Origin of the sequence: Brachybacterium endophyticum (assembly GCF_003130585.1) — a bacterium.
Taxonomy (GTDB): Bacteria; Actinomycetota; Actinomycetes; order Actinomycetales; family Dermabacteraceae; genus Brachybacterium; species Brachybacterium endophyticum.
Map to the genome: position 1 here is coordinate 1 of NZ_QFKX01000003.1, position 23,076 is coordinate 23,076.

22 protein-coding genes, 2 tRNA genes and 1 pseudogene are annotated in these 23,076 nt (G+C 69.5%); 8 read left to right on the forward strand and 17 right to left on the reverse strand.

Annotated elements, in window-relative coordinates; genetic code table 11:
• A pseudogene (locus tag DEO23_RS08865) lies at positions 1 to 81 on the reverse strand (superoxide dismutase); the annotation flags it as partial.
• A 280-nt stretch (positions 82 to 361) separates the two neighbouring features.
• Here DEO23_RS08865 and fdxA point away from each other — a divergent pair.
• Positions 362 to 691, forward strand: coding sequence for a ferredoxin (gene fdxA / locus DEO23_RS08870; protein WP_109275685.1), 330 nt, complete (start codon positions 362 to 364; stop codon positions 689 to 691).
• A gap of 61 nt (positions 692 to 752) precedes the next feature.
• Here fdxA and DEO23_RS08875 read toward each other — a convergent pair whose 3' ends face one another.
• Complete coding sequence (locus tag DEO23_RS08875; protein ID WP_109275686.1) at positions 753 to 1,652, reverse strand: oxidoreductase; 900 nt, start codon at positions 1,650 to 1,652, stop codon at positions 753 to 755.
• Positions 1,653 to 1,714: 62 nt separating this feature from the next.
• Between DEO23_RS08875 and DEO23_RS08880 the strand changes: the two genes are divergently transcribed.
• Positions 1,715 to 2,314 (forward strand): TetR/AcrR family transcriptional regulator, encoded by a 600-nt coding sequence (locus tag DEO23_RS08880; protein ID WP_109275687.1) that lies wholly within the window; start codon positions 1,715 to 1,717, stop codon positions 2,312 to 2,314.
• Positions 2,315 to 2,332: 18 nt separating this feature from the next.
• On the opposite strand, the gene DEO23_RS08885 is transcribed toward DEO23_RS08880, so the two are convergent.
• From DEO23_RS08885 to DEO23_RS08895, 3 genes are all read right to left on the reverse strand, one after another.
• Positions 2,333 to 2,710 (reverse strand): PH domain-containing protein, encoded by a 378-nt coding sequence (locus DEO23_RS08885; RefSeq protein WP_109275688.1) that lies wholly within the window; start codon positions 2,708 to 2,710, stop codon positions 2,333 to 2,335.
• Positions 2,622 to 3,755, reverse strand: a complete 1,134-nt coding sequence (locus DEO23_RS08890; RefSeq protein WP_338067830.1) for a DUF817 domain-containing protein — start codon at positions 3,753 to 3,755, stop codon at positions 2,622 to 2,624. The genes DEO23_RS08885 and DEO23_RS08890 overlap by 89 nt, the downstream gene beginning before the upstream one ends.
• Positions 3,756 to 3,951: 196 nt before the next feature.
• On the reverse strand, positions 3,952 to 4,587 hold the full coding sequence (locus DEO23_RS08895; protein ID WP_109275689.1) for a TetR/AcrR family transcriptional regulator C-terminal domain-containing protein: 636 nt from the start codon (positions 4,585 to 4,587) through the stop codon (positions 3,952 to 3,954).
• Positions 4,588 to 4,654: 67 nt separating this feature from the next.
• Between DEO23_RS08895 and DEO23_RS08900 the strand changes: the two genes are divergently transcribed.
• Positions 4,655 to 5,599 carry a quinone oxidoreductase family protein gene (locus DEO23_RS08900; RefSeq protein WP_205678918.1) on the forward strand — a complete coding sequence of 315 codons (945 nt, stop codon included), beginning with the start codon at positions 4,655 to 4,657 and terminating at the stop codon, positions 5,597 to 5,599.
• A gap of 40 nt (positions 5,600 to 5,639) precedes the next feature.
• Here DEO23_RS08900 and DEO23_RS08905 read toward each other — a convergent pair whose 3' ends face one another.
• Positions 5,640 to 6,476, reverse strand: a complete 837-nt coding sequence (locus DEO23_RS08905) for an alpha/beta fold hydrolase (RefSeq protein WP_109275691.1) — start codon at positions 6,474 to 6,476, stop codon at positions 5,640 to 5,642.
• A gap of 70 nt (positions 6,477 to 6,546) precedes the next feature.
• Here DEO23_RS08905 and DEO23_RS08910 point away from each other — a divergent pair, with 70 nt between their 5' ends.
• Entirely contained in the window at positions 6,547 to 7,020 is a 474-nt protein-coding gene (locus DEO23_RS08910; RefSeq protein ID WP_109275692.1) for a MarR family winged helix-turn-helix transcriptional regulator, read from the forward strand.
• Between the two features lie 12 nt (positions 7,021 to 7,032).
• Here the strand turns inward: DEO23_RS08910 and DEO23_RS08915 are convergent, their stop codons facing one another.
• From DEO23_RS08915 to DEO23_RS08925, 4 genes are all read right to left on the reverse strand, one after another.
• On the reverse strand, positions 7,033 to 7,365 hold the full coding sequence (locus tag DEO23_RS08915) for a VOC family protein (RefSeq protein ID WP_109275693.1): 333 nt from the start codon (positions 7,363 to 7,365) through the stop codon (positions 7,033 to 7,035).
• A 296-nt stretch (positions 7,366 to 7,661) separates the two neighbouring features.
• Positions 7,662 to 7,737: transfer RNA gene (locus DEO23_RS08920), tRNA-Ala, on the reverse strand.
• A 33-nt stretch (positions 7,738 to 7,770) separates the two neighbouring features.
• The gene (locus DEO23_RS16085) at positions 7,771 to 7,920 is read right to left on the reverse strand and encodes a DLW-39 family protein (protein ID WP_165831787.1); all 150 of its coding nucleotides are present in this window, start codon (positions 7,918 to 7,920) and stop codon (positions 7,771 to 7,773) included.
• A 23-nt stretch (positions 7,921 to 7,943) separates the two neighbouring features.
• Positions 7,944 to 8,017, reverse strand: a tRNA-Ile gene (locus tag DEO23_RS08925).
• Between the two features lie 241 nt (positions 8,018 to 8,258).
• Between DEO23_RS08925 and DEO23_RS08930 the strand changes: the two genes are divergently transcribed.
• Entirely contained in the window at positions 8,259 to 9,848 is a 1,590-nt protein-coding gene (locus DEO23_RS08930) for a molybdopterin-dependent oxidoreductase (protein ID WP_109275694.1), read from the forward strand.
• A gap of 128 nt (positions 9,849 to 9,976) precedes the next feature.
• On the opposite strand, the gene DEO23_RS08935 is transcribed toward DEO23_RS08930, so the two are convergent.
• From DEO23_RS08935 to dnaA, 7 genes are all read right to left on the reverse strand, one after another.
• On the reverse strand, positions 9,977 to 10,714 hold the full coding sequence (locus DEO23_RS08935) for a DUF3566 domain-containing protein (RefSeq protein ID WP_109275695.1): 738 nt from the start codon (positions 10,712 to 10,714) through the stop codon (positions 9,977 to 9,979).
• A gap of 3 nt (positions 10,715 to 10,717) precedes the next feature.
• Positions 10,718 to 13,582, reverse strand: a complete 2,865-nt coding sequence (gene gyrA / locus DEO23_RS08940; protein WP_109275696.1) for a DNA gyrase subunit A — start codon at positions 13,580 to 13,582, stop codon at positions 10,718 to 10,720.
• A gap of 150 nt (positions 13,583 to 13,732) precedes the next feature.
• A complete protein-coding gene (gene gyrB / locus DEO23_RS08945) occupies positions 13,733 to 15,871 on the reverse strand; it encodes a DNA topoisomerase (ATP-hydrolyzing) subunit B (RefSeq protein ID WP_109275961.1) in 2,139 nt (712 codons plus the stop codon).
• A 469-nt stretch (positions 15,872 to 16,340) separates the two neighbouring features.
• Entirely contained in the window at positions 16,341 to 17,123 is a 783-nt protein-coding gene (locus tag DEO23_RS08950) for a DciA family protein (RefSeq protein WP_240613321.1), read from the reverse strand.
• Entirely contained in the window at positions 17,117 to 18,394 is a 1,278-nt protein-coding gene (recF, locus tag DEO23_RS08955; RefSeq protein WP_109275697.1) for a DNA replication/repair protein RecF, read from the reverse strand. The genes DEO23_RS08950 and recF overlap by 7 nt, the downstream gene beginning before the upstream one ends.
• Positions 18,395 to 18,414: 20 nt before the next feature.
• Positions 18,415 to 19,539: a DNA polymerase III subunit beta gene (gene dnaN / locus DEO23_RS08960; protein WP_109275698.1), complete on the reverse strand. Its 1,125-nt coding sequence runs from the start codon at positions 19,537 to 19,539 to the stop codon at positions 18,415 to 18,417.
• A gap of 520 nt (positions 19,540 to 20,059) precedes the next feature.
• Positions 20,060 to 21,781 carry a chromosomal replication initiator protein DnaA gene (gene dnaA, locus DEO23_RS08965; protein ID WP_109275699.1) on the reverse strand — a complete coding sequence of 574 codons (1,722 nt, stop codon included), beginning with the start codon at positions 21,779 to 21,781 and terminating at the stop codon, positions 20,060 to 20,062.
• Positions 21,782 to 22,174: 393 nt separating this feature from the next.
• On the opposite strand from dnaA, the gene rpmH reads away from it, so the two are divergent.
• Genes rpmH through yidD form a run of 3 tightly spaced genes read left to right on the forward strand, consistent with a single transcriptional unit; the run spans position 22,175 to position 23,067 of the window.
• The gene (gene rpmH, locus DEO23_RS08970) at positions 22,175 to 22,312 is read left to right on the forward strand and encodes a 50S ribosomal protein L34 (protein WP_109275700.1); all 138 of its coding nucleotides are present in this window, start codon (positions 22,175 to 22,177) and stop codon (positions 22,310 to 22,312) included.
• Positions 22,313 to 22,348: 36 nt separating this feature from the next.
• On the forward strand, positions 22,349 to 22,768 hold the full coding sequence (gene rnpA, locus DEO23_RS08975; protein WP_109275701.1) for a ribonuclease P protein component: 420 nt from the start codon (positions 22,349 to 22,351) through the stop codon (positions 22,766 to 22,768).
• Positions 22,765 to 23,067, forward strand: a complete 303-nt coding sequence (gene yidD / locus DEO23_RS08980) for a membrane protein insertion efficiency factor YidD (RefSeq protein WP_109275702.1) — start codon at positions 22,765 to 22,767, stop codon at positions 23,065 to 23,067. The genes rnpA and yidD overlap by 4 nt, the downstream gene beginning before the upstream one ends.
• Positions 23,068 to 23,076: the final 9 nt, after the last annotated feature.

The following is a 23,076-nucleotide window of genomic DNA, read 5'->3' on the forward strand; positions in this document are numbered from 1 at the left end:
CAGCTCCATGATCCGGCCGGAGATGTGCGGCTCGAGCGCCGCGTAGTCGTAATCGAGATCGGGAAGCGTGTACTCCGCCATCGTGGATTCCTCTCCTCTGGCTGACAGGGACGGCTCCGACGGTAGAACCTCATGTGCGCTTGAGGTCAAGGTAACCCCCACCGAGAGCGTTCAAGGATCCGCGGTACTCGCCGCCGCAGCGCCGCGATCCGAGGCCGACCGGCGATCCGGCATTGACCTCACGCCTGCTTGAAGTTCTACGGTCGTGGGAGCCAGCGAGGACGCCGGGACCGAGCGACCAGTTCGGGCACCCGGGACGACGGCCCGAACGAACAGCCCCGGACGGATCGGGAGGACCCCCGTGACCTACGTGATCGCTCTGCCCTGCGTCGACGTCAAGGACAGGGCGTGCGTGGACGAATGCCCCGTGGACTGCATCTACGAGGGCGGCCGCTCCCTGTACATCCAGCCCGACGAGTGCGTGGACTGCGGAGCGTGTGAGCCCGTCTGCCCCGTCGAGGCGATCTACTACGAGGACGACGTCCCCGACGAGTGGGCCGACTACTACACCGCCAACGTCGAGTTCTTCGACGAGATCGGCGCCCCGGGCGGCGCCGCCAAGACCGGCGTGATCGACAAGGACCACCCGCTCATCGAGGCGCTGCCGCCACAGGCGAATCCGCTCGAGTGAGGGCGGCTCACGGCCCGGGAGCCAGCGGCGGCGGTCCGCCTCCTGGCTCCCGGGCGGTTCCTCACCGGGTCGAGGCCGTGAGGGCGGGGAAGGTGACGCCCGTGCGCTCCTCGGAGACGGTCCACAGCCGCTTCGCGACCTCGGGGTCCCGGGCTCGCGCGGATCGGCCGACGAGCACCGGCGTTCCCTGCTGCTCGAGAAGACCACCGGGGCCTGCGTAGCTGTTGCCGGGGATCTCGCCGACAGCGGCAAAGAGCGAAGGAAGCGCACCGTCCTCCTCGCTCTGCGAGATCAGCCGGGTCGCCGTCTGGGCGACGCGGGCGCGCAGCTTGTGCTCCTCGGGGATGCGCAGAAGGTTCGTGGCTGCCGCCCCCGGGTGCGCCGCCACGGCGATCACCGAGGAACCACTCGCGGTCAGACGTCGCTGGAGCTCGGCCGTGAACAGGAGGTTCGCGAGCTTGGACTGGCCGTAGGCACGCATCGGTCGGTAGCTCCTCCGCTTCCAGTCCAGGTCCTCGAAGTCGATACGGCCGAACCGATGGCCCATGGAGGACACCGTGACGATGCGGTCAGTGATCCGATCGAGGAGGAGATTGGTGAGCGCGAAGTGGCCGAAGTGATTGGTGCCCATCTGGAGCTCGAACCCGTCGGTCGTGCGCGAGTACGGCGGCACCATGACGCCGGCATTGTTGATCAGGACGTCGATGACCTCCGGGGCTTCCTGCGCGAAGGATCGCACCGAGGCGAGGTCGGACAGGTCCAGCCGACGCACTTCCACGTCACCACGCATCGTGGCCGCTGCAGCCTGACCTTTCTCGATCGATCGCACCGCCAGGATCACGCGGGCTCCCCGATCCGCGAGGACCTGAGCGGCCTGGCGGCCGATCCCGCTGTTGGCACCAGTGACGATGATGGTCCGGCCGGTCTGGTCCGGAACGCTCTCGCGAGTAAAAGTAGTCATGAGCAACATGGTAGGCAGTGGCTACATAGTAGTCAATGGCTAGATGGCTCTATCCTGGTGGGGTGACCGAGCTGCTCGATGACCGTCCGTACCACCACGGCAACCTCCGCGCCGCCCTGCTCGAAGCCGCCGAGGCGAGCCTCGCCGAGCACGGCGCGGACGGCATCTCGTTGCGTGATCTCGCCCGGGAGATCGGGGTCAGCCACGGGGCGCCCCGCCGGCACTTCCCGGACCGCCAGGCGCTCCTGGATGCCCTCGCGATCTCGGGTTTCGTCCGCCTGGACGAACAGATCCGCCAGGCCATCGACGCTGTCGCCGCGGACTTCCCGTCCCGCCTCCACGCTGTCGCCAGGGCCTACACCCGCTTCGCGACCGAGAACGCCGCTCTGCTCGAGCTCATGTACTCGAGCAAGCATCGACCCGGTGCCGAGGGGATCGTCGAGGCGTCCGAGGCGGCCTTCCGGATGGTGTTCGACCTGCTGAAGCAGGGGCAGGACGAAGGAGCTCTCGGCGGTGAGGACCCCACCGAGACGTGCATGGTGCTGTTCGCGACCCTGCAGGGCATCGCCACGATGACCAACGCCGGGTTCGTGCCGGGCGAGCAGCTCGAGGCACTGACCGACACCGCCGTCACGCAGTTCCTGCGCGGAGCGAGGCCCTGAGCGCAGCCCAGGACGCCGTCAGCTCCCCTGGAGAACTGCCCAGGCGATGAGGGAGTCGAGGCGCCGGATGTCAGCGCCCTTCTTCAACAGGACTTTGATGTGCCCCGCCTTGGTCCAGAGCTCTAGCTCGGAGTTGACATCGAGAAACCCTCCGGCGTTCTCCGAAGACCACATAAAGATGCTCGAGTATGGAAGGGAGTAGATCTCCACCTTCTTCCCCGTCACGCCCTGAGCGTCACGCACGATCAGTCGTTTCGTCGTGAAAACCGCCGAGTCCCGGAACGTCTTGAACGCAGCAACACCCCGCTCACCCTCGACGAGCAGATCCGTTATGTCGTCCGGCACCGGAATTTCCTGTTGCAGCGTCCACGACGTGATGGTGGGAATCGAGTCCATACCCGAAGTGTCGCACCGGGATCATGCGCTGTGTCGCGCTTTCACCACGCAGCGTCGATGAGTTTTCGAGACTGACTCGTTCAGATCGACCCGGCCACGCACTCCGCACCTCATCGACATTTCCATCAGTGGGCCGGTGGACCAGTGTCACCAGAACCACCGAGATCATCATCAGCAGCAGCCAGGCGACCATCTTGGTCAGCGGCACCATCTCCCACCCCGCCTGCTGGCTGGGATAGACCCAGGCACCGGCGGCGGTGCCGATGTTCTCGGCGACCCAGAGTAAGAAGGCGGTGCCCGCGAAGGCGGCGAGCACCGGCATCCGACGCACCCTGCCGCTGCGGTGGTTGCGGAAGGACATGACGCAGCGCCCGTACAAGAGCGCCACCGCCGCGAGGAGCACCCAGCGGGCGTCGGGCAGGAAGTGGTGCGTGAAGAAGTTCGCGTAGATCGCCGCGGCGACCAGCGCGGTCACCCAGCGGGGCGGGTAGCGGGTGAAGGTCAGGTCGAACAGTCGCATCACCCGCACCATGTACGAGCCGACGGCTGCGTACATGAACCCCGTGTAGAGCGGGACGGCACCGATGCGCAGCAGACCGTCGGGCTCGTACTGCCAGGAGCCCACGTGCGTCTTGAAGACCTCCATCGCGGTGCCGACGACGTGGAAGAGCAGGATCGTCCCCATCTCCCGCGCGGTCTCGAGACGGAAGGCGAGCATGAGGATCTGCAGGGTGAGCGCGGCGAGCACCAGGGCGTCCGATCGCGCGAGCAGGAGATCGTCGGGGTAGGCGAGCTTCGCGATCACGAGCAGGGCGAGCATCGAGGCACCGAAGACACATGCCCACGCCTGCTTGAGGGTGAACACCACGAGCTCGAGAACGCGTGCACGCCAGGGCCCCGCTCCGGCGGCGAGCGCCTGCGTGCGTCGGTGCGCCCAGTCGTCGATGCGCTGCTCGAGCGCCGTGAAAGGACGAGCGCGCGGCATCCGGTCGCCGACCTTCGCGCTCTCGTGCGCGGTCCTGGTCCGTCCCTCGGTATCCCCCATGAGGACGAGCGTAGGGAGGGAGCTCAGCAGCGTGGCGCGCAGATCGCGCAGGCCGGGGAAGGATCCTGCGCAGCATCCGAGGAGAAGGTGTGAGGGTCGCTGCTCCGGCCTCACGGCCGGCCGACACGAGGCCACCGACACGAGACCGCCGGCACGGGAGTTCAGGCTCATGGTGCGCAGGCACCGGCTCCGATCCCTAGCCCCCGAGCAGCCCTTCGACCCCCGCCATCACGACCCCCAGCTGGGTCTCGAACCGCGACTCGGGATCGGTGACCAGGTGTCCGGTCTCGCGCACCAGCGGCGAGTCCTCGCCGACGAAGGCGTCGCGCTCGGCGACGTCGTAGCGCGAGGGGTCCTCGGCCGCGGACTGTGCGCGCTCCTGCTCCTCGATCACGAAGCCGACCACGAACGCGGTCACGAGTTCCGCGGCCGTGCGCACCTCGGCGAGCGTCGCACCACCGGCGGTCCAGGCCTCGAGCCACGGCTCCTGGGCCCGCAGCACCTCGGGGTCCGTCAGGCGTGTGCCGCTGAAGGTGCGGGCGCCGTCGCGGTGCAGCAGGTACTCGTGCCGCACGGCGCGGGCGTAGGAGGCCAGACCCGAGAGCGGGCCTGTGGCGGCCTCGGGCTCGAAGGCCGCCTGGACCCGGCGCTGGATCTCCGTGGCCATCTCGTCCAGGAGCTCCTGCTTCCCGGCGACGTGCCAGTACAGCGCGGGGGCTTTCACATCGAGACGAGTGGCGACCGCGCGAACGGTGACCGCGTCGGCTCCGCCTTCGTCGAGCACCTCGAGCGCCGCCTCGACGATGCGCTGCCTGGTGATCCCTTTCGCCATGCTTGACACCTTAACAAAGTTCAAGGATTATCGGCCCCACGTATTGAACTTAGTTAAGGAGTCTCTGATGCGTGCTGTCGTCCTTCCATCTGCCGATGCCGCGCCTCGCGCGGCCGACTTTCCGAGTCCCGAGGCACAGCCCGGCGAGCAGGAGATGACGCTGGTCGGCGCGGGTGTGCACCAGGTCGTGAAGGCGCTCGCGAGCGGTCGTCACTACGGCAGCACCGGCGCCTACCCGCTCGTGCCCGGTGTCGACGCCGTCGCGCGAACCTCCGCGGGTGACCTCGTGTACACCGGGTTCGCCCGGTCCCCCTGGGGCACCATGGCCGAGCAGATGGCCACCCGGGTCGCCCTGCCGCTTCCTGACGGTGCCGATCCCCTCGCGGTCGCCGCCGGGATCAATCCCGCGATGTCGGGCTTCCTCCCGCTCGAGTCCCATCTCGAGCAGCGCGGGGAGCTCGCCACCATCCTCGCGCTCGGGGCGACCGGCATGGCCGGGCGGGCCGCCGTGCAGTCCGCCCTGGCGCTCGGTGCGAGCGAGGTGATCGCCGTCGGCCGGGACGCCGAGGCCCTCTCGCAGCTGCAGGACCTGGGCGCACGCGCGGTCTCGATCGCCGACGGCACGGCCGATCTCGACGCGGCGGTCGCCCGGTCCACGCCCTCCCTCGTCCTCGACTTCGTCTGGGGCCCGGTCGCCGAGGCCGCCTTCGCCGCCTTCCGGACGCACGGGCTCGAGGACGACCAGGCCGACATCTCCTACGTGCAGATCGGGAGCCTCGCAGGCGAGGACGCGGCCGTGCCGGCGAGCGTGCTGCGCAGCCGCCGGATCACGCTGCGCGGCAGCGGCGCCGGCTCGGTGAGCACGGAACACCTGATGACGAAGCTCCCCCGCCTGATCGGGATGATCGCCGACGGCACCATCGACGTCCCGTACACCGCCTACCCGTTCAGCCGCGTGGAGGAAGCCTGGCGGCACCCCGGGCGCGACCGGGCCGTGGTGGTGCCGGACTGAGGGACGAACGGCTCACCCGTCGCCGACGTGTGCGCAAGCATCACCGCAGGAAGCGAGCGACTTCTACGTCGAAGACCCCCGGCTGTTCCAGGTTCGGGTAGTGCGCGGAGGCCGGCACCTCCACGTACCTGCCGCGACCGACCGAGTCCGCCAGTCGCCTGCCCATCCGACGATGGTCCTCGCCGTCCAGGGCGCCGCAGAGCGCGAGCACCGGGACGTCGATGCGGTGCAGCCGTTTCCAGGTGTCGATGACGGGAGTGCAGGGGATCGGGGGGATCGGGATCCCGTGATCGTCGACGCGCAGATGATGCATGACGGTGTCCCTCGCCATCGACTCCACCAGCTCGATGATCCCCGGATCGACGTCCGCACGGGTCCGACTCGGACCGACGGTGAACTCGGTGAAGACCGAGATCCAGACGTCGAGATCGCCGGCCGTCTCGGCCTCCTTCCAGCGACGGAACACATCGAGGCACCAGGGGTCGGTGAACTCGGGCTCGCTGCTCCCGGTACCGCTCACCACCAGGGCCGAGGCCCTCTCGGGGTGCTCGAGCGCCACGTCGACCGCCGTGCCGCCGCCCATCGAGAGGCCGACCAGCACCGCCGACGGGACGCGAAGGGCGTCGAGGAGGGCGACGACGTCGTCGGCCAGTCGGTAGGGCGCCTCGGCATCGGAGGACTCCCCGTGTCCCCGGGCGTCGGGGACGAGGATCCGCCGACCCGGGAAGCTATCGAGCTGAGGGCCCCACATGCGGTGGTCGACGGCCTCTCCGTGGAGCAGCACGATCGGATCGGGCGCAGCCGCAGCGCGGGCCGGCTGCGCCGCCGGGACGTCGAGGTAGGAGATCGTCTGGTCGGCGAGCTCGAGATGATGCATCGTCGCTATCATGACAACCAGGGTGTCATGTTGTCTCGAATATGACAACCAAGGTGTCATAATCGGTGGGATGAGCGCTCCTCACCCCTTGGGACCCGATGCCCTGGCCGAACGACTGGCGGAGGTCTACGTCGCCATCGGCCCCGTGTACCGAACGGTGGCGCGCATCGTGGAGCGCAGCGAAGGCGCGATGGGGATGTCCACGGGAGTCCGCAACGTGCTCGACCAGCTGCGCCGTGACGGCGAGCGCACCGTCCCCCAGCTCGCTCGCGCCCAGGACCTCAGCCGCCAGTTCGTCCAGCGCATGGTGAACGATGCCGCCCGCGAGGGCTTCGTCGAGCTGGCGGAGAACCCGGCGCACCGGCGTTCCTCTCTGGTCCGGCTCACGAACGGTGGACGCCTGGCGATCACGGCCGTCACAGATCGCGAACACGACCTGATGACCCGCGTCGGCGGCGATCTCACTGCCGAGGAGGTGGATTCCACCCTGCGGGTGCTCCACCACATGCAGATCGCTCTCGAGGAGCTCGACATCCAGGACTGATCACCCTGCGGGTCACGCTCCGCTCAGCACCACCCGGTTGCCGTCCGGATCGATGAGCGGAAGGATGCGCGCCCCGCCCCCGGGCTGAAGACCGTCGTGCTCGATCCCCACCGAGTCCAGGCGGGCCACCTCGGCGTCGAGATCCTCGACCTCGAGCACCACCGACGACGAGCCGGCGCGTTCCGGCTCCGACCAGACCTGGAGTCCGAACGTCTCGGCGAGATGCCATTCGAGCAAGCCGGGCATCGGGCGCGCTTCCGGACCTCCGTCCAACAGCCGGGAGTACCACTCCTCGGCGCGCCCGAGATCGGTCACCGTGCACTGTCCGAGCAGTCGCGTGATCATCGAAGGCCCCTTCGCCTCGTCCTGTGGGCCTCCATCATGCCGCCGGGTACGAGGTGATCGCAGAGAGTTCGCGGGAGGGGCGCTGGACCAGCGCTGTCATTGCTGACGGGTGGTTCCGGCCTCAGGGGAGCAGCACCACGGGGCCGACGGCTTGCCGCTCTCGATGGAAACGTGGGGCTCGCCCCTCCCTCGGCCGCCAGGCGTGGCCTCGGCCATCAGCAGTTCCTGATGACGCACGCCGAGGGCCCTACAGAAGAGGCCGCTCCCCGGTGGGGAACGGCCTCTGAGCTGCTACGTGGTGGAGACTAGGGGGATCGAACCCCTGACCTGAAGCTTGCAAAGCTACCGCTCTACCAACTGAGCTAAGTCCCCGTATTGGATTGTGCATCCGATCGACGTCTGGTCTCAGGCCTTCGGCTGCTCCTGCTCGCTGACCCGCTCGGCCTCGGCCCACAGGTCGTTCTCGAGCTTGTCGGACTCGACCTTGCGCCACACCAGCAGACCGGCGACGGTGCTGGTGGCCAGGACCGCGGTGTAGGTCAGCAGCTTCTTCATCGGAACCTCCGAAACAATGTGAGTGGGCCTAACTGGACTTGAACCAGTGACCTCTGTCTTATCAGGACAGCGCTCTAACCGACTGAGCTATAGGCCCGTGCGCCACGGTCCGGGGATCCGGTCCGTACCGACGCTCAACTCTAGCGAAGTGCGTACAGCGGCGTCCAACCGGGCCGGGACCCTGTACCGGACGTCACAGGGGTGCGCGACGCGGTCAGCTCTGGGTTCCCAACCTCACGGTTCCATCACAGGTCTCGACGCGAGGCGGTTCGAGGCGAAGACTCGCACCAGGAGGTCCCGGCAGACGGGGACCGGCGGACGGGGAGGAACGGCGGACCATGGCAGCTCCCTCCACCCCGCACACCGCGCATCCACCACGCCCCGACGACGGCCCTCGCGACCATCTCCCCTGGTGGTCCGTCCTCGCCGGGATCGTCTCCGGGATCGTGCTGCTCGCGGTCTCCGGAGCGCTGTCCCTGGTGTTCAGCTCGTCCTCCTCGCCGCTGGTGGCGGTGGGGAGCGCCTTCGTCGACATCGTCCCGGGGTCGCTCAAGGACCTGGTGATCGGTCTGTTCGGCACCCGCGACAAACTCGTGCTGGGCATCAGCATGCTCGTGGTCTACGCGGTGCTGACCGGGGCGGCCGGTCTGCTCGGTGCCCGCCGTCCCGTGCTCGGCGCCCTAATCCTGGTGGCCCTCGGAGCCTTCGCGGGCATCACGGTGGGCGCCCGCGCCCAGAACACCGCCGCGGACCTGATCCCCACCCTGCTCGGCACAGCGGTGGCCGTCCCGAGTCTGCTGGCGCTGCTGCGTGTTGCCCGCGCATCTCCAGCACGAGTCACCACCGCGCCCCCGTCGGCCCCTCCACGGCGGGCCGTGATCCTGGGCAGCGGCGTTCTCGCGGCGATCCTCGCCGTCGGCGCCCAGACCGTCGCCGGCAGCCGGGAGATGGCCCGCAGGGCAGCGCAGTTCGTGCTGCCCTCCCCGGCGCACCGCGCGCGGCGGATCCCCGAGGACGCGCAGATCGACCTCGCGGGCATGCCGCCGTACCTGACGCCGAACGACGACTTCTACCGGATCGACACCGCCCTGGCCGTGCCGCGGGTGGACCCGACCAGCTGGCAGCTGCGCATCGGCGGGATGGTCGACCACGAACTCACCCTCGACCTCGGGCAGCTGCTCGCCGAGCCGATGACCGAGACCCACGTGACGCTCACCTGCGTATCCAACACCGTCGGCGGTGACCTCGCCGGCAATGCGACCTGGCTGGGGGTGCCGGTGCGACGCCTCCTCGAGCGAGCCGGCGTGCAGGACGGTGCCGACATGGTCCTCTCCCGGTCGATCGACGGCTTCACCGCCTCCACCCCGCTCGAGGCGCTCACCGACGACCGCGACGCGCTGATCGCCGTGGGCATGAACGGGAACCCGCTGCCGCCCGAGCACGGGTACCCGGTCCGGATGGTCGTGCCCGGTCTCTACGGCTACGTCTCGGCCACGAAGTGGCTGACGGAGATGATGGTGACCCGCTTCGCCGACGACACCGCGTACTGGACCAGTCGTGGATGGTCGGATCGCGGTCCGATCAAGACCGCCTCGCGGATCGACGTGCCCCGAGCGCGGGCGCGTCTGGAGAGGGACGGAGAGGGCGCCGTCGTGCTCGGCGGGACCGCCTGGGCGCAGCACCGCGGGATCACGGGCGTGCAGGTGCGGATCGACGACGGGGCGTGGAAGGACGCCCGGCTCGGCGCGGAGGTCAGCACCGACACCTGGACCCAGTGGGCTCTGCGGTGGCCCGACGCCGAGCCCGGGGAGCACACGGCGACCGTGCGCGCGATCGACAGCACCGGGGAGGTCCAGACCGCCGAGCAGGCGGATCCTGCACCCAACGGCGCGAGCGGGTGGCACAGCGTGGACTTCACCGTGACCTGAGGTCCCCAGGGCTCGCCGGTCCGGACCACGCAACGTGCTCGCTCCCGACCTCTCCCGACCCTCCTCCATGCGTGAACGCCCGGCACCGCTCGAGGCGGTACCGGGCGTTCACGCGCGAGGAGGGCTGCTCACTCGTCGGTGAAGGTCATCTTCAGCCCGCCCAGCAGGGCGGCGACGATGTTGTAGAGGAACGCCAACAGGGTTCCCAGTGCCGTGATGATGACGATGTCCACCACGGCGGCGATGGTCGCGTAGCTGATCATCTTGGAGAACTTGAAGTAGTCCATGAACGGCAGCGGTTTGTCGTTGTTGAGGTCGCGACCGATCTCGTCGATCTTGTCCCAGATGCCGATGACCTCGACGAGGTTCCACAGCACGGCGACCGCGACGACGGTGGCGATGCCGACGGCGATCGAGATCAGGAACGCCATCTTCATGACCGAGAAGGGGTCGATCCGCGAGAGGGTCAGGCGGATGCGGCGGGGGCCGGTGCGAGCGGTCGGGCTCGGCGCCGTCGCGGTCTTGGCCGGGGAGCGGCTCGCTCCTCGGTTCGCGCTGCTCTGACTCCGCGACGGGGCGCCCGAGGAACCGGTGCGAGCGGCGCCGGTGCTCTTCGCGCCGGTGCTGCGCGCGGCGGAGCCGCCGGCGCCGCCGCTCGAGGACGTGCCGGTCCTGCTGGAGCTCCCGGAGCCCGAGCCGCCGGTGCGGCTCGTGCCCCGCGAGGAGTCGGAGCCCTTCGAGCGCTCGGACGGCGACCCGGAGTCCGTGGTGTCATCGGTCGGGGTGAACGTCGCGGTCGGAGTCTCCTTCGAGGAGCCCGAACCACCCGGACGTGCACCGGTCGAACCGTTCTTGCTGCTTGCCACGGATCACTCCTCGGATTCGTCGTCGCCGGTGGGCGCGTCGCTGCTCGCCGCGTCATCGGACGCGTCCGAGCCTAGAGCATCGACACCGGCATCCTCCGCAGACGCGTCCGTGGCATCAGCGGCGTTCGTCTCCGAACCTTCTGTCGTGGCGGGCGCTGCGGCTTGCTCGCCGTCCTCCGGCTCGGCCTCGTCGAGGTCGACGTCGGACTCGGCGCTCACCGCGACCAGCATGATGCGGTCGTTCTTGTCGGGCTTGGCGAACACCACGCCCATGGTGGTGCGGCCCTTGGCGGGCACCTCGGCGACGCGCGAGCGCACCACCTTGCCGCGTTCCATCACGACCAGCAGCTCGTCGCCCTCCTCGACGACGGCCGCTCCGACCAGGTGGCCGCGGTCGTCGGGGAGCTTGGCGACGCGGATGCCCAGGCCGCCGCGTCCCTGCACGCGGTACTCGTCGATCTCGGAGCGCTTGGCGAACCCGCCGTCGGTCACGGTGACCACGTACGTGCCTGGGCGCACCACGTCCATGGCCAGCAGCTCGTCGTCGTGGCGGAACTTCATGCCGGTCACGCCGCTGGTGGCGCGGCCCATCGGCCGCAGCACGTCGTCGCTCGCGGGCATCCGCACGCTCTGGCCGTTGCGGGAGACCAGCAGCAGCTGGTCGTCGCTGTTGACGACGCGGGCGGCGACCAGCTCGTCGGTCTTCACGCCCTCGTCGGTCTCGACCTCGCGCAGGTTCACCGCGATGATGCCGCCGGTGCGGGAGGAGTCGAACTGGGTGAGCGCGGTCTTCTTGACCAGGCCGCGCCGGGTGGCCAGCACCAGGTACTCGGCGTCCTCGTAGCTCGAGATCGCGAGCACCGAGGCGATGTGCTCGTCGGGCTGGAAGGCCAGCAGGTTCGCCACGTGCTGCCCCTTGGCGTCACGCGGCGCCTCGGGGATCTCGTAGCCCTTGGCGCGGTAGACCCGACCGGCGTCGGTGAAGAACAGCAGCCACTGGTGAGTGGTGGTGGTGAAGAAGTGCTGGACGACGTCGTCGGCCCGCAGGCTGGCCCCGCGCACACCCTTGCCGCCGCGCTTCTGGGCGCGGTACTGGTCGGTGCGGGTGCGCTTGACGTAGCCGCCCTTGGTGATGGTGACGACCACGTCCTCCTCGGGGATGAGGTCCTCCATCGACATGTCGCCGTCGAAGGGCAGGATCTCCGTGCGGCGGTCGTCGCCGTACTTCTCGACCATCGCGGCGAGCTCCTCGGAGACGATCTCGCGCTGACGCTGCGGGGAGGCCAGGATCGCCTTGTACTCCTCGATGAGGGCCTGCAGGCGGTCGTGCTCCTCGATGATCTTCTGGCGCTCCAGGGCGGCCAGGCGACGCAGCTGCATGGACAGGATCGCGTTGGCCTGGAGCTCGTCGATCTCGAGCAGCTCCATCAGACCGGTGCGGGCCTCGTCGGCGTCCGGGGAGCGGCGGATCAGCGCGATGACCTCGTCCAGCGCGTCCAGCGCCTTGAGGTAGCCGCGGTAGATGTGGATCTGCTCCTCGGCGCGGTCCAGGCGGTACTGGGTGCGGCGCACGATCACGTCGAGCTGGTGCTTGGTCCACTCGCGCACGAAGGAGTCGAGCGAGAGCGTGCGCGGCACGCCGCCCACCAGGGCGAGCATGTTCGCGCTGAAGTTCTCCTGCAGCTGCGTGTGCTTGTACAGGTTGTTCAGCACGACCTTGGCGACCGCGTCGCGCTTGAGGGTGAGCACCAGGCGCTGGCCGGTGCGGCCCGAGGTCTCGTCGTTGATGTCGGCGATGCCCTGCAGCTTGCCGAGCTTGACCAGCTCGGCGATCTTGCGGGCGAGCGAGTCGGGGTTGACCTGGTAGGGCAGCTCGGTGATCACGAGCGCCATCCGCCCACGGATCTCCTCGGTGGAGACCACGGCGCGCTGGGTGATCGAGCCGCGGCCGGTGCGGTAGGCGTCCTGGATGCCGCGGGTGCCCACGATCGTCGCGCCCGAGGGGAAGTCGGGGCCCTTGATGCGCGCGAGGCACGCATCCAGCAGCTCCTCCTTGGTGGCCTCGGGGTTGGTCAGCAGCCACTGGACGGCGTCGGCGACCTCGCGCAGGTTGTGCGGGGGGATGTTGGTGGCCATGCCCACGGCGATGCCGGCCGAGCCGTTGCACAGCAGACTCGGGAAGCGGGCGGGCAGGATCGTCGGCTCCTCGAGGGTGCCGTCGTAGTTGTCCTGCATGTCCACGGTGTTCTCGTTGATGTCGCGCACCAGCTCGAGAGCCAGCGGCGCCATCTTGCACTCCGTGTACCGCGAGGCCGCGGCGCCGTCGTCGCCCGCGGAGCCGAAGTTCCCCTGGCCCAGGATCAGCGGGTAGCGCATGTTCCAGGGCTGCACCAGACGCACCATGGCGTCGTAGATCGCGGAGTCGCCGTGGGGGTGGTAGCCACCCATGACCTCGCCGACGACCTTCGCGCACTTGGAGAAGGAGCGGTCGGGGCGGTAGCCGCCGTCGAACATGGCGTAGACGATGCGGCGGTGCACGGGCTTGAGGCCGTCGCGCACGTCCGGCAGGGCGCGATCCACGATCACGCTCATCGCGTAGTCGAGGAAGGAGCGCTGCATCTCCTGGTTCAGGTCGACCTGGGTGATCAGGTCGTCCTCGCCCTCGTCGAGCGGGTCGACCAGGGTGATCACGCGATCCGAGGCCTCGGCGCCCTCGATCTGGGTGCCGCCGGCCCCCGGGCCGCCCTCGCCGACGGGGGCGCCGGAGCCGGTCGCGTCGTCACCGGCGTCGGGCAGGTCGCCCGCGCCGGTGTCGTCGGTGTTCTGCGGATCCTCGGGGGTCGAGGGGGTCTCGTCGTCGTTGCTCATCAGCGGGCGCCTTTCGTGGAGGGCCTATCGGCGGTGTCGTGGGGGCGGGCGCGGGATCGGCGGTCGCCGCCAAGGCGGCGGTCAGGGGCCGACGGGCGCCGCGGGCCGCTCGGGCCGCGCGCTGCGGGAGCACTCCCGCGCCCGGAGGGATCAGATGTCGAGGAAGCGCACGTCCTTCGCGTTCTCCTGGATGAAGCGGCGGCGCGACTCGACGTCGTCCCCCATGAGCACGGAGAAGACGGCGTCGGCGTCGGCCGCCTCGTCGACGGTGACCTGCTTGAGGGTGCGGGAGGCGCGGTCCATGGTGGTGGTCTGCAGCTCCTGCCAGTCCATCTCGCCCAGGCCCTTGTAGCGCTGGATGCCGTTGTCCTTGGGGATCCGCTTGCCGCTCGCGCGGCCCTCGGCCAGGCGGGTGTCCCGCTCCTCGTCGCTGAAGACGTAGTCGTGCGGGGCGTTGGACCACTTCAGGCGGTACAGCGGCGGCATCGCGATGAACACGTGGCCGAGCTCGATCAGCGGACGCATGTAGCGGAACAGCAGCGTCAGCAGCAGCGTGCAGATGTGCTGGCCGTCGACGTCGGCGTCGGCCATCAGGATGATCTTGTGGTACCGCAGCTTGGTGGCGTCGAAGTCCTCGCCGATGCCGGTGCCGAAGGCGGTGATCAGCGAGCGCACCTCCTGGTTGTCCAGGGCCCGGTCCAGCCGTGCCCTCTCGACGTTCAGGATCTTGCCGCGGATCGGGAGGATCGCCTGGGTGCGCGGGTCGCGGCCCTGCACGGCGGAGCCGCCGGCGGAGTCACCCTCGACGATGAACACCTCGCACTCGGCGGGGTTGCGGGACTGGCAGTCCTTGAGCTTGCCGGGCATGCCGCCGCTCTCGAGCGGCGACTTGCGGCGGGTGGCGTCCCGGGCCTTGCGGGCGGCCTCGCGGGCCAGCGCCGCGCTCTGGGCCTTGCGGACGATGTCGCGGGCCTCGCCCGGGTGGGACTCGAACCAGTCGCCCACCTTCTCGGTCATCACCTTGGAGACGAAGGTGCGGGCGATCGTGTTGCCGAGCTTGGTCTTGGTCTGACCCTCGAACTGCGGCTCGCCGAGCTTCACGGAGACCACTGCGGTCAGGCCCTCGCGGATGTCCTCGCCGGTGAGGTTGGCGTCCTTGTCCTTGAGGATGCCCTGGGCCTTCGCGTAGCGGTTGACCACACCGGTCAGCGCCGAGCGGAAGCCCTCCTCGTGGGTGCCGCCCTCATGGGTGTTGATGGTGTTGGCGTAGGTGTGCACCGACTCGGAGTAGGCGGAGGTCCACTGCATGGCGATCTCCACCGAGATCATGGACTCGGTGTCCTCGGCCTCGATGTCGATGATCTCCGGGTGCACGATGTCGGTGCGCTTGACGGAGTTGATGTAGGCGACGAAGTCGCGCAGTCCGTTCTCGTAGCGGTAGGTCACCGAGTGCGGGGCCTTCGGGTCCGTGCCCTCCGCGGCGTCCTCGGCCTCGCGGGCGACGTCGACCGCCTGGTCGTCGTCCTCCTCGGTGGGCTGCGGGCGCTCGTCGGTCAGGGTGATGCGCAGTCCCTTGTTCAGGAACGCCATCTGCTGGAAGCGCTTGCGCAGGGTCTCGAAGTCGTACTCGACGGTGTCGAAGATGTCGCCGTCGGCCCAGAACGTGATGGTGGTGCCGGTCTCCTCGGTCTCCTCGCCCTCCACGAGATCGGTCGAGGGGACGCCGCGCAGGTATGTCTGGCGGTGCACGTGGCCCTCGCGGCGCACCTCGACATCGAGGCGCGTGGACAGGGCGTTGACCACGGAGGAGCCCACACCGTGCAGACCGCCGGAGACGGCGTAGCCACCGCCGCCGAACTTGCCGCCCGCGTGCAGCTGGGTCAGCACGAGCTCGATGGTGGGCTTGCCCTCGGTGGGATGCATGCCGACAGGGATGCCGCGGGCGTGGTCGACCACCTTCACGCCGCCGTCGGCCAGCAGGGTGACCTCGATGGTGTCGCCGTAGCCGGCCATCGCCTCGTCCACCGAGTTGTCGACGATCTCCTGGACCATGTGGTGCAGGCCGCGCTCACCGGTGGACCCGATGTACATGCCGGGACGCTTGCGGACGGCGTCGAGTCCCTTGAGGACCGTGATGTCCGAGGCGCCGTACTGCTGGTCCGAGGAGACCTCCGACGTCACGTGCGCACCCGTATCGGGTGTGGGCGCTGCGGTCTCCGACGGTGCGGGGGCGTTCGGCGATGCCGTTCCCTCGCCCTCGGGCGTCTGCTCGGGATTCTCGGCTGCCATCGCGCTGTCGCTCACGTCGGGGTTCGCTCCTCGGGTCTCGATGCACCGGGATCAGGGGCCCCAATGGGGTACCGATCTCGCTGCCGTGCCTGCCGGCCGGGCTCGAGGCACGAATCCGGCGCACCCGAGGCATCACGACACGTGGACCGTGCGTTGACCAGGGGCGACCCGAGTCCCCGACGCGTGCCGACGGCTCGTGATCCGCGGCCGAGAGCGTCTCCGACCGAACCCTTTCATTCTAGCGGATCAGAGGCCCCGATTCACGCTCCTGTCCCGGATTATGGGGACGGATCGCGCGCCCAAGTGCCTCTAGGAGGCTCTGGGACGCACCTGGGAGTGCACAGGGGTGGTGGATATGAGGGCCGGTACGCCCTCGGGGCCGTTGACGCGTCTGGAGGGCGTCTGGCACTTCGGGAACGGGGCGCCGGTGCGAGGGTCGTCGGCAGAACAGCTCCACGACCGCCGGGCCTCACCCGTACGTGTCGCGCGGCCCGCGCCAGGTGACGGTGCGTCGGCCGCGCTTCCAGGAGCGCTCGGCCGCGGCGGGTCCGCTCACGCGCAGCTCGGAGACGACATGGGCACCCACGTGCTCCTCGATCGTCGAGATCAGGCGAGGGCTGAGCATGCGGATCTGGGTCGCCCAGGCGGACGAGCTCGCGGAGACCACGAGCACGCCGTCCTCGAGGGAGACCGGTGTGCAGTGCTCGGCGACGCTGGGGCCCACGATCTCGTCCCATTCCTCCAGGACACGACCGGAGTTCATGCCCTCGACCCAGCCCAGGTCACCCAGCACGCGCCGCATGACCGTCTCGAGGCCCTGGGGATCGCGCGGGTCGGGGCGGGACCCCGAGTACCCGGGCGTGCTGCGAGCCCGGCGCTCGTGCAGGCCCTGGGTCTTCGCGGAGATCGGGAACAGTCCGCGGTCCCGGGCCGCTGCGCGCGAGCGGTTCACCGTCCGCCGGGCCAGTTCGAACGAGTCGTCGCTGCGCGGCAGCTCGGGAGGATCCACCGGCTCCTCGGACTCGGAGCCTTCCTGACCACGGCGTGCGCCGCCCGGGGCGGACGATCCCCGCGCCGCGGCCGGCCCCTCCGGTTCGTCGTCCGAGGTCGCCGCCGGCACGGTGCGGCCGCCTCCGCTGCGCCGCGGGGTGCGTTCATTCAGCGCTCGGCGACGCTCCTCCTGGGCGGCGCGCTCGCGCCAGGTGCCCAGGTCGTAGGGGTTCGGGACCGACGGTCCGCTGCCGCTCACCACGAGCTGCCTCCGCCGTGATGCAGTGTCCCCTCGCGCACGCGCGCCTGCCCGAGCTCGACGTCGACCACGTGGATCTCGCCCTCGAGCGAATCGGGGATGTCGGAGTCGTTCGCGGTCGTGATCAGGACCTGGGAGGCGTCGGTGACGATGCGGCCCAGACGTTCGCGACGGCTGGTGTCGAGCTCGCTGAAGACGTCGTCGAGCACGAGGATCGGTTCGCCGTCGCCCAGGTCGCCCTCCTCGAGCCGCAGCAGGTCGTAGGAGCCCAGTCGCAGCGCGAGGGCGAGGGACCAGGACTCGCCGTGGCTCGCGTAGCCCTTGGCGGGGAAGCCGTGCAGACGGATCTCCAGGTCGTCGCGATGCGGGCCGACAAGGGTGACGCCCCGGTCGATCTCCTCCTCACGTCTGGCGACCGCCTCGGCGAGCAGGGCGTCGTGGATCTCCTGGAGGCCTGGCAGTTCGCCGTCGGGCGTGTCCAGGGTGTCCAGGACGGTGGACCGGTAGCCGACGTCGGCCGGGGAGTCGACGCTCCCGCGCTGGTCGGGCGGGAGGTCGAGGGAGGACTCGGCACCCGCTTCGGTCGCGACCCGCAGGTAGGAGTAGCCGACGTGGGGTCGCAGACGGTTCACGAGGTGGACCCGGGCGCGCAGGAGCTCGGCCCCGGTGCGCGCGAGCTGGGCGTCCCAGACCTCGAGGGTGGAGGCCGCGGCCTCCTCCGGATCCAGACCGCCGACGGATCGGCCGGCGCCGCCGCGACGCATGCTGCGCATCTGCTTCAGCAATCCGGTGCGCTGCTTGACCACGCGGTCGTAGTCGGCCTTCACCCCGGCGAACCGGGGCGCGATCAGGAACAGCAGCTCGTCGAGGAAACGCCGCCGACCCTCCGGATCGGCCTTGACCAGGCCCAGGTCCTCGGGGGCGAAGAGCACGGCACGGACCTCTCCGAGGAGGTCCCGCAGACGGTTCAGCGAGGCACCCTGCACGCGCGCCCGATTGGACTTGCCGGGGGTGATCTGCAGATCGACCTGCAGATCGCGCCCGGCGCGCACGAAGGCGGCATGGATGATCGCCGTGGTCGCCCCGCGGCGCACGAGCGCCGTGTCGTGCGGGACCCGATGACTCGAGAGGGTCGAGAGGTACCAGAGCGATTCGACGATGTTGGTCTTGCCCTGGCCGTTGGGGCCGACGAACACGGTCACGCCGCTCGCCAGCGGCAGCTCGAGGTGCTCGTAGGAGCGGAAGTCGGTGAGATCGAGGGAGGTCAGATGCACGGGAGCATCACCTCACCCGCTCAGATCCGCATCGGCATGATCAGGTACTTGTAGTCGCCGTCGGCGTCGCCCTCGAGGGACTCCTGGCCGCTCATCACGGAGGGCTTGATGGAGTCGGTGAACGTCAGCCGCGCGAAGTCCTCGCCGAGGGCGCTGAGGCCGTCGAGCAGGAAGCCGGAGTTGAAGCCGACCACGAGCTCTTCGCCCTCGAGCTGCGCCTCGAGGGACTCGGAGGCCTGGGCGTCGTCCCCGGCGCCGGCCTCGAGGGTCACGTTGCCCTCGGTGAAGGAGAAGCGCACGGGGGTGTTGCGCTCGGCGACCAGGGAGACGCGCTTGACGGCGTCGATGAGGGGCGCGGTCGCGACCACCGCGGTGATCGGGGTGGAGCCGGGGAACAGACGGCGCACGGGCGGGTAGTCCCCGTCGACCAGCGTGGAGGTGGTGCGGCGGCCGCCGGCCTCGAAGCCGATCAGGTTCGCCGAGGACTCCTCGGAGATGGCGACGTCGACGCTTCCGCCGGTCGCGAGCGAACGGGCGACCTCCTGGAGGGTCCGGGCGCGCACCAGGGCGGTGATCTCGAGGTCGGGCCGCGAGGGTCGCCAGGTGATCTCGCTCATGGCGAGGCGGTAGCGGTCGGTCGCCATCAGGGTCATCTTCTCGCCGACGATCTCGACGCGGACGCCGGTCAGCAGCGGGAGGGTGTCGTCCTTGGAGGCGGCGACGGTGACCTGCGAGATCGCTTCGGCGAAGACGTCGGCCGGGATCGATCCCGCGACGGGCGGCATCTCGGGGAGCTGCGGGTACTCCTCGACGGGCAGGGTGGCCAGCGAGAACGCGGCGCTGCCGCAGCGCACCTCGACCTTGGTGCCCACGAGCTCGATCGAGACGTCCTTGTTGGGCAGCGAGCGCACGATGTCCGAGAGCATGCGGCCCTGGACGAGGACCTCGCCGGGCACCTCGACCTCGGCGGGAAGGGTGATCTGCGCGCTGACCTCGTAGTCGAAGGTCGAGAGCAGCAGTTCGCCCGAGCCCTGGGCGAGGATGCGCACCCCCTGCAGGATCGGCATCGCGGGCCGGACGGGGAGCGTACGGGTCGCCCAGGTGACGGCGTCACCCAGGACGCCGCGATCGAGGTGGAACTTCACCGTTGCCACTCCTTCGCAGGTGGTCGAGGTCCATGTCGGGAAGATCGCGCCCCGAGATCCTCGGATCCCCAGGGCGCGGACGTCAGCGTAGCCGTTCGGAGGCACTTCTCGCGACACACCGAATCACACGCTTGACATTCACTGCCCGGATCGCACGGGGCTCGGAGGCGACGTCCGCGGAGCACGGGACGCCCACTTCTCCACATCAGCAGCGGAACAAGAACAGGATTCCTCTTCTTCACGGCTGTTGATGTCGTGGAAAACCTGCATCACTGCAGGACACACCCACGAACCTCATCGTGAACGACACGTTGACGACAGTCAGGACGTTGTGGGAGCTCTGTGCACAAACGCCCGATACGGGCGCTCAGGACGCTCAGAACCGTGCACACCGTCCCCTGCGGGAACGCTCGTCGCTCCACATTGTCCACATAGTTGTTCACACTGGGGACAGAGTCGCCACGACCAGCCATGTGATCCCGGTACGACTCCGAGGAGCCTCGAACCGGCCCAGGAACCCTCAGGCGTCCTTCGAGCTCGAGTTCTTGATCCTGGCGGTCAGCTCCGTCACCTGGTTGAAGATCGCCCGACGTTCCTTCATGAGCTCGGAGATCTTCTTGTTCGCATGCATGACGGTGGTGTGGTCACGCCCGCCGAACTCCTCGCCGATGCGGATCAGCGGCATGTCGGTGAGCTCACGGCACAGGTACATGGCGATCTGTCGAGCGGTGACGAGGATCCTGGTGCGGGCACCGCCGGTGATCTGGTCGACCTGCAGACCGAAGTACGCGGCGGTCTGGGCGATGATCGTCGAGGCGGTGACCTCGGCGCCGTCGTCGTGGGCGAGGAGGTCCTTGAGCACGCTCTCGGCGAGGGAGACGTCCATCGGCTGCCGGGACAGCGAGTGCAGGGCCTGGACGCGGATCAGTGCGCCCTCGAGCTCACGGATGTTGGTGGAGATGCGCGAGGCGATGTACTCCAGGACGTCCCGGGGGACCTCCTTGGTGCCCTCCATCTCGACCTTCTTGCGGAGGATCGCGATGCGGGTCTCGAGGTCCGGCGGCTGCACGTCCGTCATCAGCCCCATCTCGAAGCGGGAGCGCATGCGGTCCTCGAAGCCTCCGAGCTGCTTGGGCGGCAGGTCGGAGGTGATCACGATCTGCTTGTCGGCGTTGTGCAGCGTGTTGAACGTATGGAAGAAGGCCTCCATCGTCTCGGGCGCCCGCTGCAGGAACTGGATGTCGTCGATGAGCAGGATGTCGATGTCGCGGTAGCGGCGGTGGAACTCCTGAGCCTTGCCGAACTGACCGGACTGCACGGAGTTGATGAAGTCGTTGGTGAACTCCTCCGAGTTCACGTACCGCACCTCGACGCCCGGGTACAGCGACTGCGCATAGTGCCCGACGGCGTGCAGCAGGTGGGTCTTGCCCAGTCCCGACCCGCCGTAGATGAACAGGGGGTTGTAGGCGCGAGCAGGGGCCTCGGCGACGGCCGAGGCGGCGGCCTGGGCGAAGCGGTTGGAAGAGCCGATCACGAAGGTGTCGAAGGTGTACTTCGCGTTCAGCCGGGAGTCCGAACCGAGGGTGGACTCCTCGTCGTCCGGTGGCGGCGTCGCGGAGGTGGTCGCCCGAGCGGCAGAGGGGAACGAGTAGCTCGCCCGCCCGGCGGGGGCGGCATCCTCCGCCGACGGGGCGGTGCTCTCACGAGCGGCCCACTCGGGATCCTGCCGGCCCAGCCGGGGGGCGTCGTCGTTCGGGGCCGTCCCGCGCTGCTGCCACGCGGGCTCTCCCGGTTCGGCCGAGGACTGCCCGGATCGAGGGGCCAGGGAGGAGCGCTCGTCGGCGTCCGTGCGGGGCTCCGAGGCCGACGGACGCGTCGAGTTATCCACAACCGGGTCCACAGTCGCGGTGGACGCGTCGGCCGTGGCGCGGGGTGCGGCCGGCGCGCCGCGCACGGGCTCCGGGTCGTCCTCGAACAGGGACTCGTCGACGGTGACCGCGAACCGGGTCTCCCGACCCGTGGCCTCGCACAGCGCCTCCTTCAGAGCACCGGCGATGCGCTGCTCGAAGAGGTCCTTCGCCCAGGTGGAAGGGGCCGCGACCAGTGCGGTGTCCGCCACGACGGCCATCAGTCGGGAGAGGGTCAGGAACGCCATCGCGCGTTCGCTGACGTTCTCGTCGCGACGGAGGATCCGCAGGGTCTCCTCCCAGGTCGCGTCGTAGTCGACCGATGTCTCGTCCATGCTGCTCTCCGTACGGGCTCAGGGTTGTCCACCCAGTTTTCCACAGCTTCGCGGCATCTGGGGACAAGTGGTGGCTGACCACGCACGACGGTGCGACGGGGTGGCAGGATCACAGGGAGTGGACGCTTCGGGAGCCCGTGGGACCCCGCGTGATGCGCTCGGCGACGGTGAGAATCGCACCACAATCGGGCTGACCAGCGCCGTGTTCGTTGACCCCCTCGGCGGCCGAGCCTAGGATCGTGCAGTCGTCGCTGTGCCGTCCTCGAGGTCGGCGGAGTCGCACGGAGCAGGACCCTCCCGGGCCCGCACCGGTAGCGCCCGCCCCCGTGCTCGTGCAGCGGCCCCAGAGCCACCGCGAGAGGCACGCCCCTGTGCCGCGATCGAGGAGAACCGATGAGCAAGCGTACGTTCCAGCCGAACAACCGCCGCCGCGCCCGCAAGCACGGCTTCCGCGCCCGCATGCGCACCCGCGCCGGCCGCGCCATCATCAACGCGCGCCGTTCCAAGGGCCGCTCCGAGCTGTCGGCCTGATCAGGCGGCTCGAGCGGTGAGCACGCAGGCCGGGCCATGAACTGGTCCCGCCACCGCCTGCACACCGCGCAGCAGTTCCGCACCGCGAGCCGGCGCGGGGTGCGCGCAGCACGATCCCACGTGGTCGCCCACCTGGTCCTCCGTACGGAGGGGCCCCAGGAGGCCCGCGTGGGATTCGTCGTCTCCACGAAGGTCGGCAACTCGGTGATCCGTCACCGGGTCACGCGGCGTCTGCGGGAGATCACCCGTGCGCACCTGGCGGAGATCCCGGAGAGCTCCGACCTCGTGCTGCGCACCCTTCCCGGGATTCAGGACGTCCCCTTCGCCGAGCTCGAGGAGCAGGTGGTCGGGGCACTCTCCAGTGCGCGTCGCAAGCTCGAGCGTCGCGGCGCCCGATCATCCTCCGAGGGCTCGTCGGCCGCGGCGTCGGCCCCTGCTCCCGGACCACGGGCATGAGCATCGCGGCGCAGGTCCTGCGCCTGCCGCGCCGGATCCTCATGCTGCCGGTGCGGGCCTACCAGCTGGGCATCTCGCCCTACACCCCGCCCGCCTGCCGCTATGACCCCGTGTGCTCGCAGTACGGCATGGACGCCCTGCGTCGCCACGGCGCGATCAAGGGCAGCGCGCTGACCGCCTGGCGGATCGTGCGCTGCAACCCCTTCACGCGGGGAGGGATCGATCCCGTCCCCGCTCCCGGGATGTGGAGCAACCCACGCCCGGACCGTCACACCCGAGGGTGGACCCCGGCCCGTTAGGGCCTACCC

Excerpts from the sequence above, each read along its gene's own strand:
- DEO23_RS08875 (WP_109275686.1), bottom strand. The coding sequence starts at position 1,652 with ATGACTACTTTTACTCGCGAGAGCGTTCCGGACCAGACCGGCCGGACC.
- DEO23_RS08885 (WP_109275688.1), bottom strand. The coding sequence starts at position 2,710 with ATGGACTCGATTCCCACCATCACGTCGTGGACGCTGCAACAGGAAATT.
- DEO23_RS08890 (WP_338067830.1), bottom strand. The coding sequence starts at position 3,755 with ATGGGGGATACCGAGGGACGGACCAGGACCGCGCACGAGAGCGCGAAG.
- DEO23_RS08895 (WP_109275689.1), bottom strand. The coding sequence starts at position 4,587 with ATGGCGAAAGGGATCACCAGGCAGCGCATCGTCGAGGCGGCGCTCGAG.
- DEO23_RS08900 (WP_205678918.1), top strand. The coding sequence starts at position 4,655 with ATGCGTGCTGTCGTCCTTCCATCTGCCGATGCCGCGCCTCGCGCGGCC.
- DEO23_RS08905 (WP_109275691.1), bottom strand. The coding sequence starts at position 6,476 with ATGCATCATCTCGAGCTCGCCGACCAGACGATCTCCTACCTCGACGTC.
- DEO23_RS08910 (WP_109275692.1), top strand. The coding sequence starts at position 6,547 with ATGAGCGCTCCTCACCCCTTGGGACCCGATGCCCTGGCCGAACGACTG.
- DEO23_RS08915 (WP_109275693.1), bottom strand. The coding sequence starts at position 7,365 with ATGATCACGCGACTGCTCGGACAGTGCACGGTGACCGATCTCGGGCGC.
- DEO23_RS16085 (WP_165831787.1), bottom strand. The coding sequence starts at position 7,920 with ATGAAGAAGCTGCTGACCTACACCGCGGTCCTGGCCACCAGCACCGTC.
- DEO23_RS08930 (WP_109275694.1), top strand. The coding sequence starts at position 8,259 with ATGGCAGCTCCCTCCACCCCGCACACCGCGCATCCACCACGCCCCGAC.
- gyrA (WP_109275696.1), bottom strand. The coding sequence starts at position 13,582 with ATGAGCAACGACGACGAGACCCCCTCGACCCCCGAGGATCCGCAGAAC.
- gyrB (WP_109275961.1), bottom strand. The coding sequence starts at position 15,871 with ATGGCAGCCGAGAATCCCGAGCAGACGCCCGAGGGCGAGGGAACGGCA.
- dnaA (WP_109275699.1), bottom strand. The coding sequence starts at position 21,781 with ATGGACGAGACATCGGTCGACTACGACGCGACCTGGGAGGAGACCCTG.
- rpmH (WP_109275700.1), top strand. The coding sequence starts at position 22,175 with ATGAGCAAGCGTACGTTCCAGCCGAACAACCGCCGCCGCGCCCGCAAG.
- rnpA (WP_109275701.1), top strand. The coding sequence starts at position 22,349 with ATGAACTGGTCCCGCCACCGCCTGCACACCGCGCAGCAGTTCCGCACC.
- yidD (WP_109275702.1), top strand. The coding sequence starts at position 22,765 with ATGAGCATCGCGGCGCAGGTCCTGCGCCTGCCGCGCCGGATCCTCATG.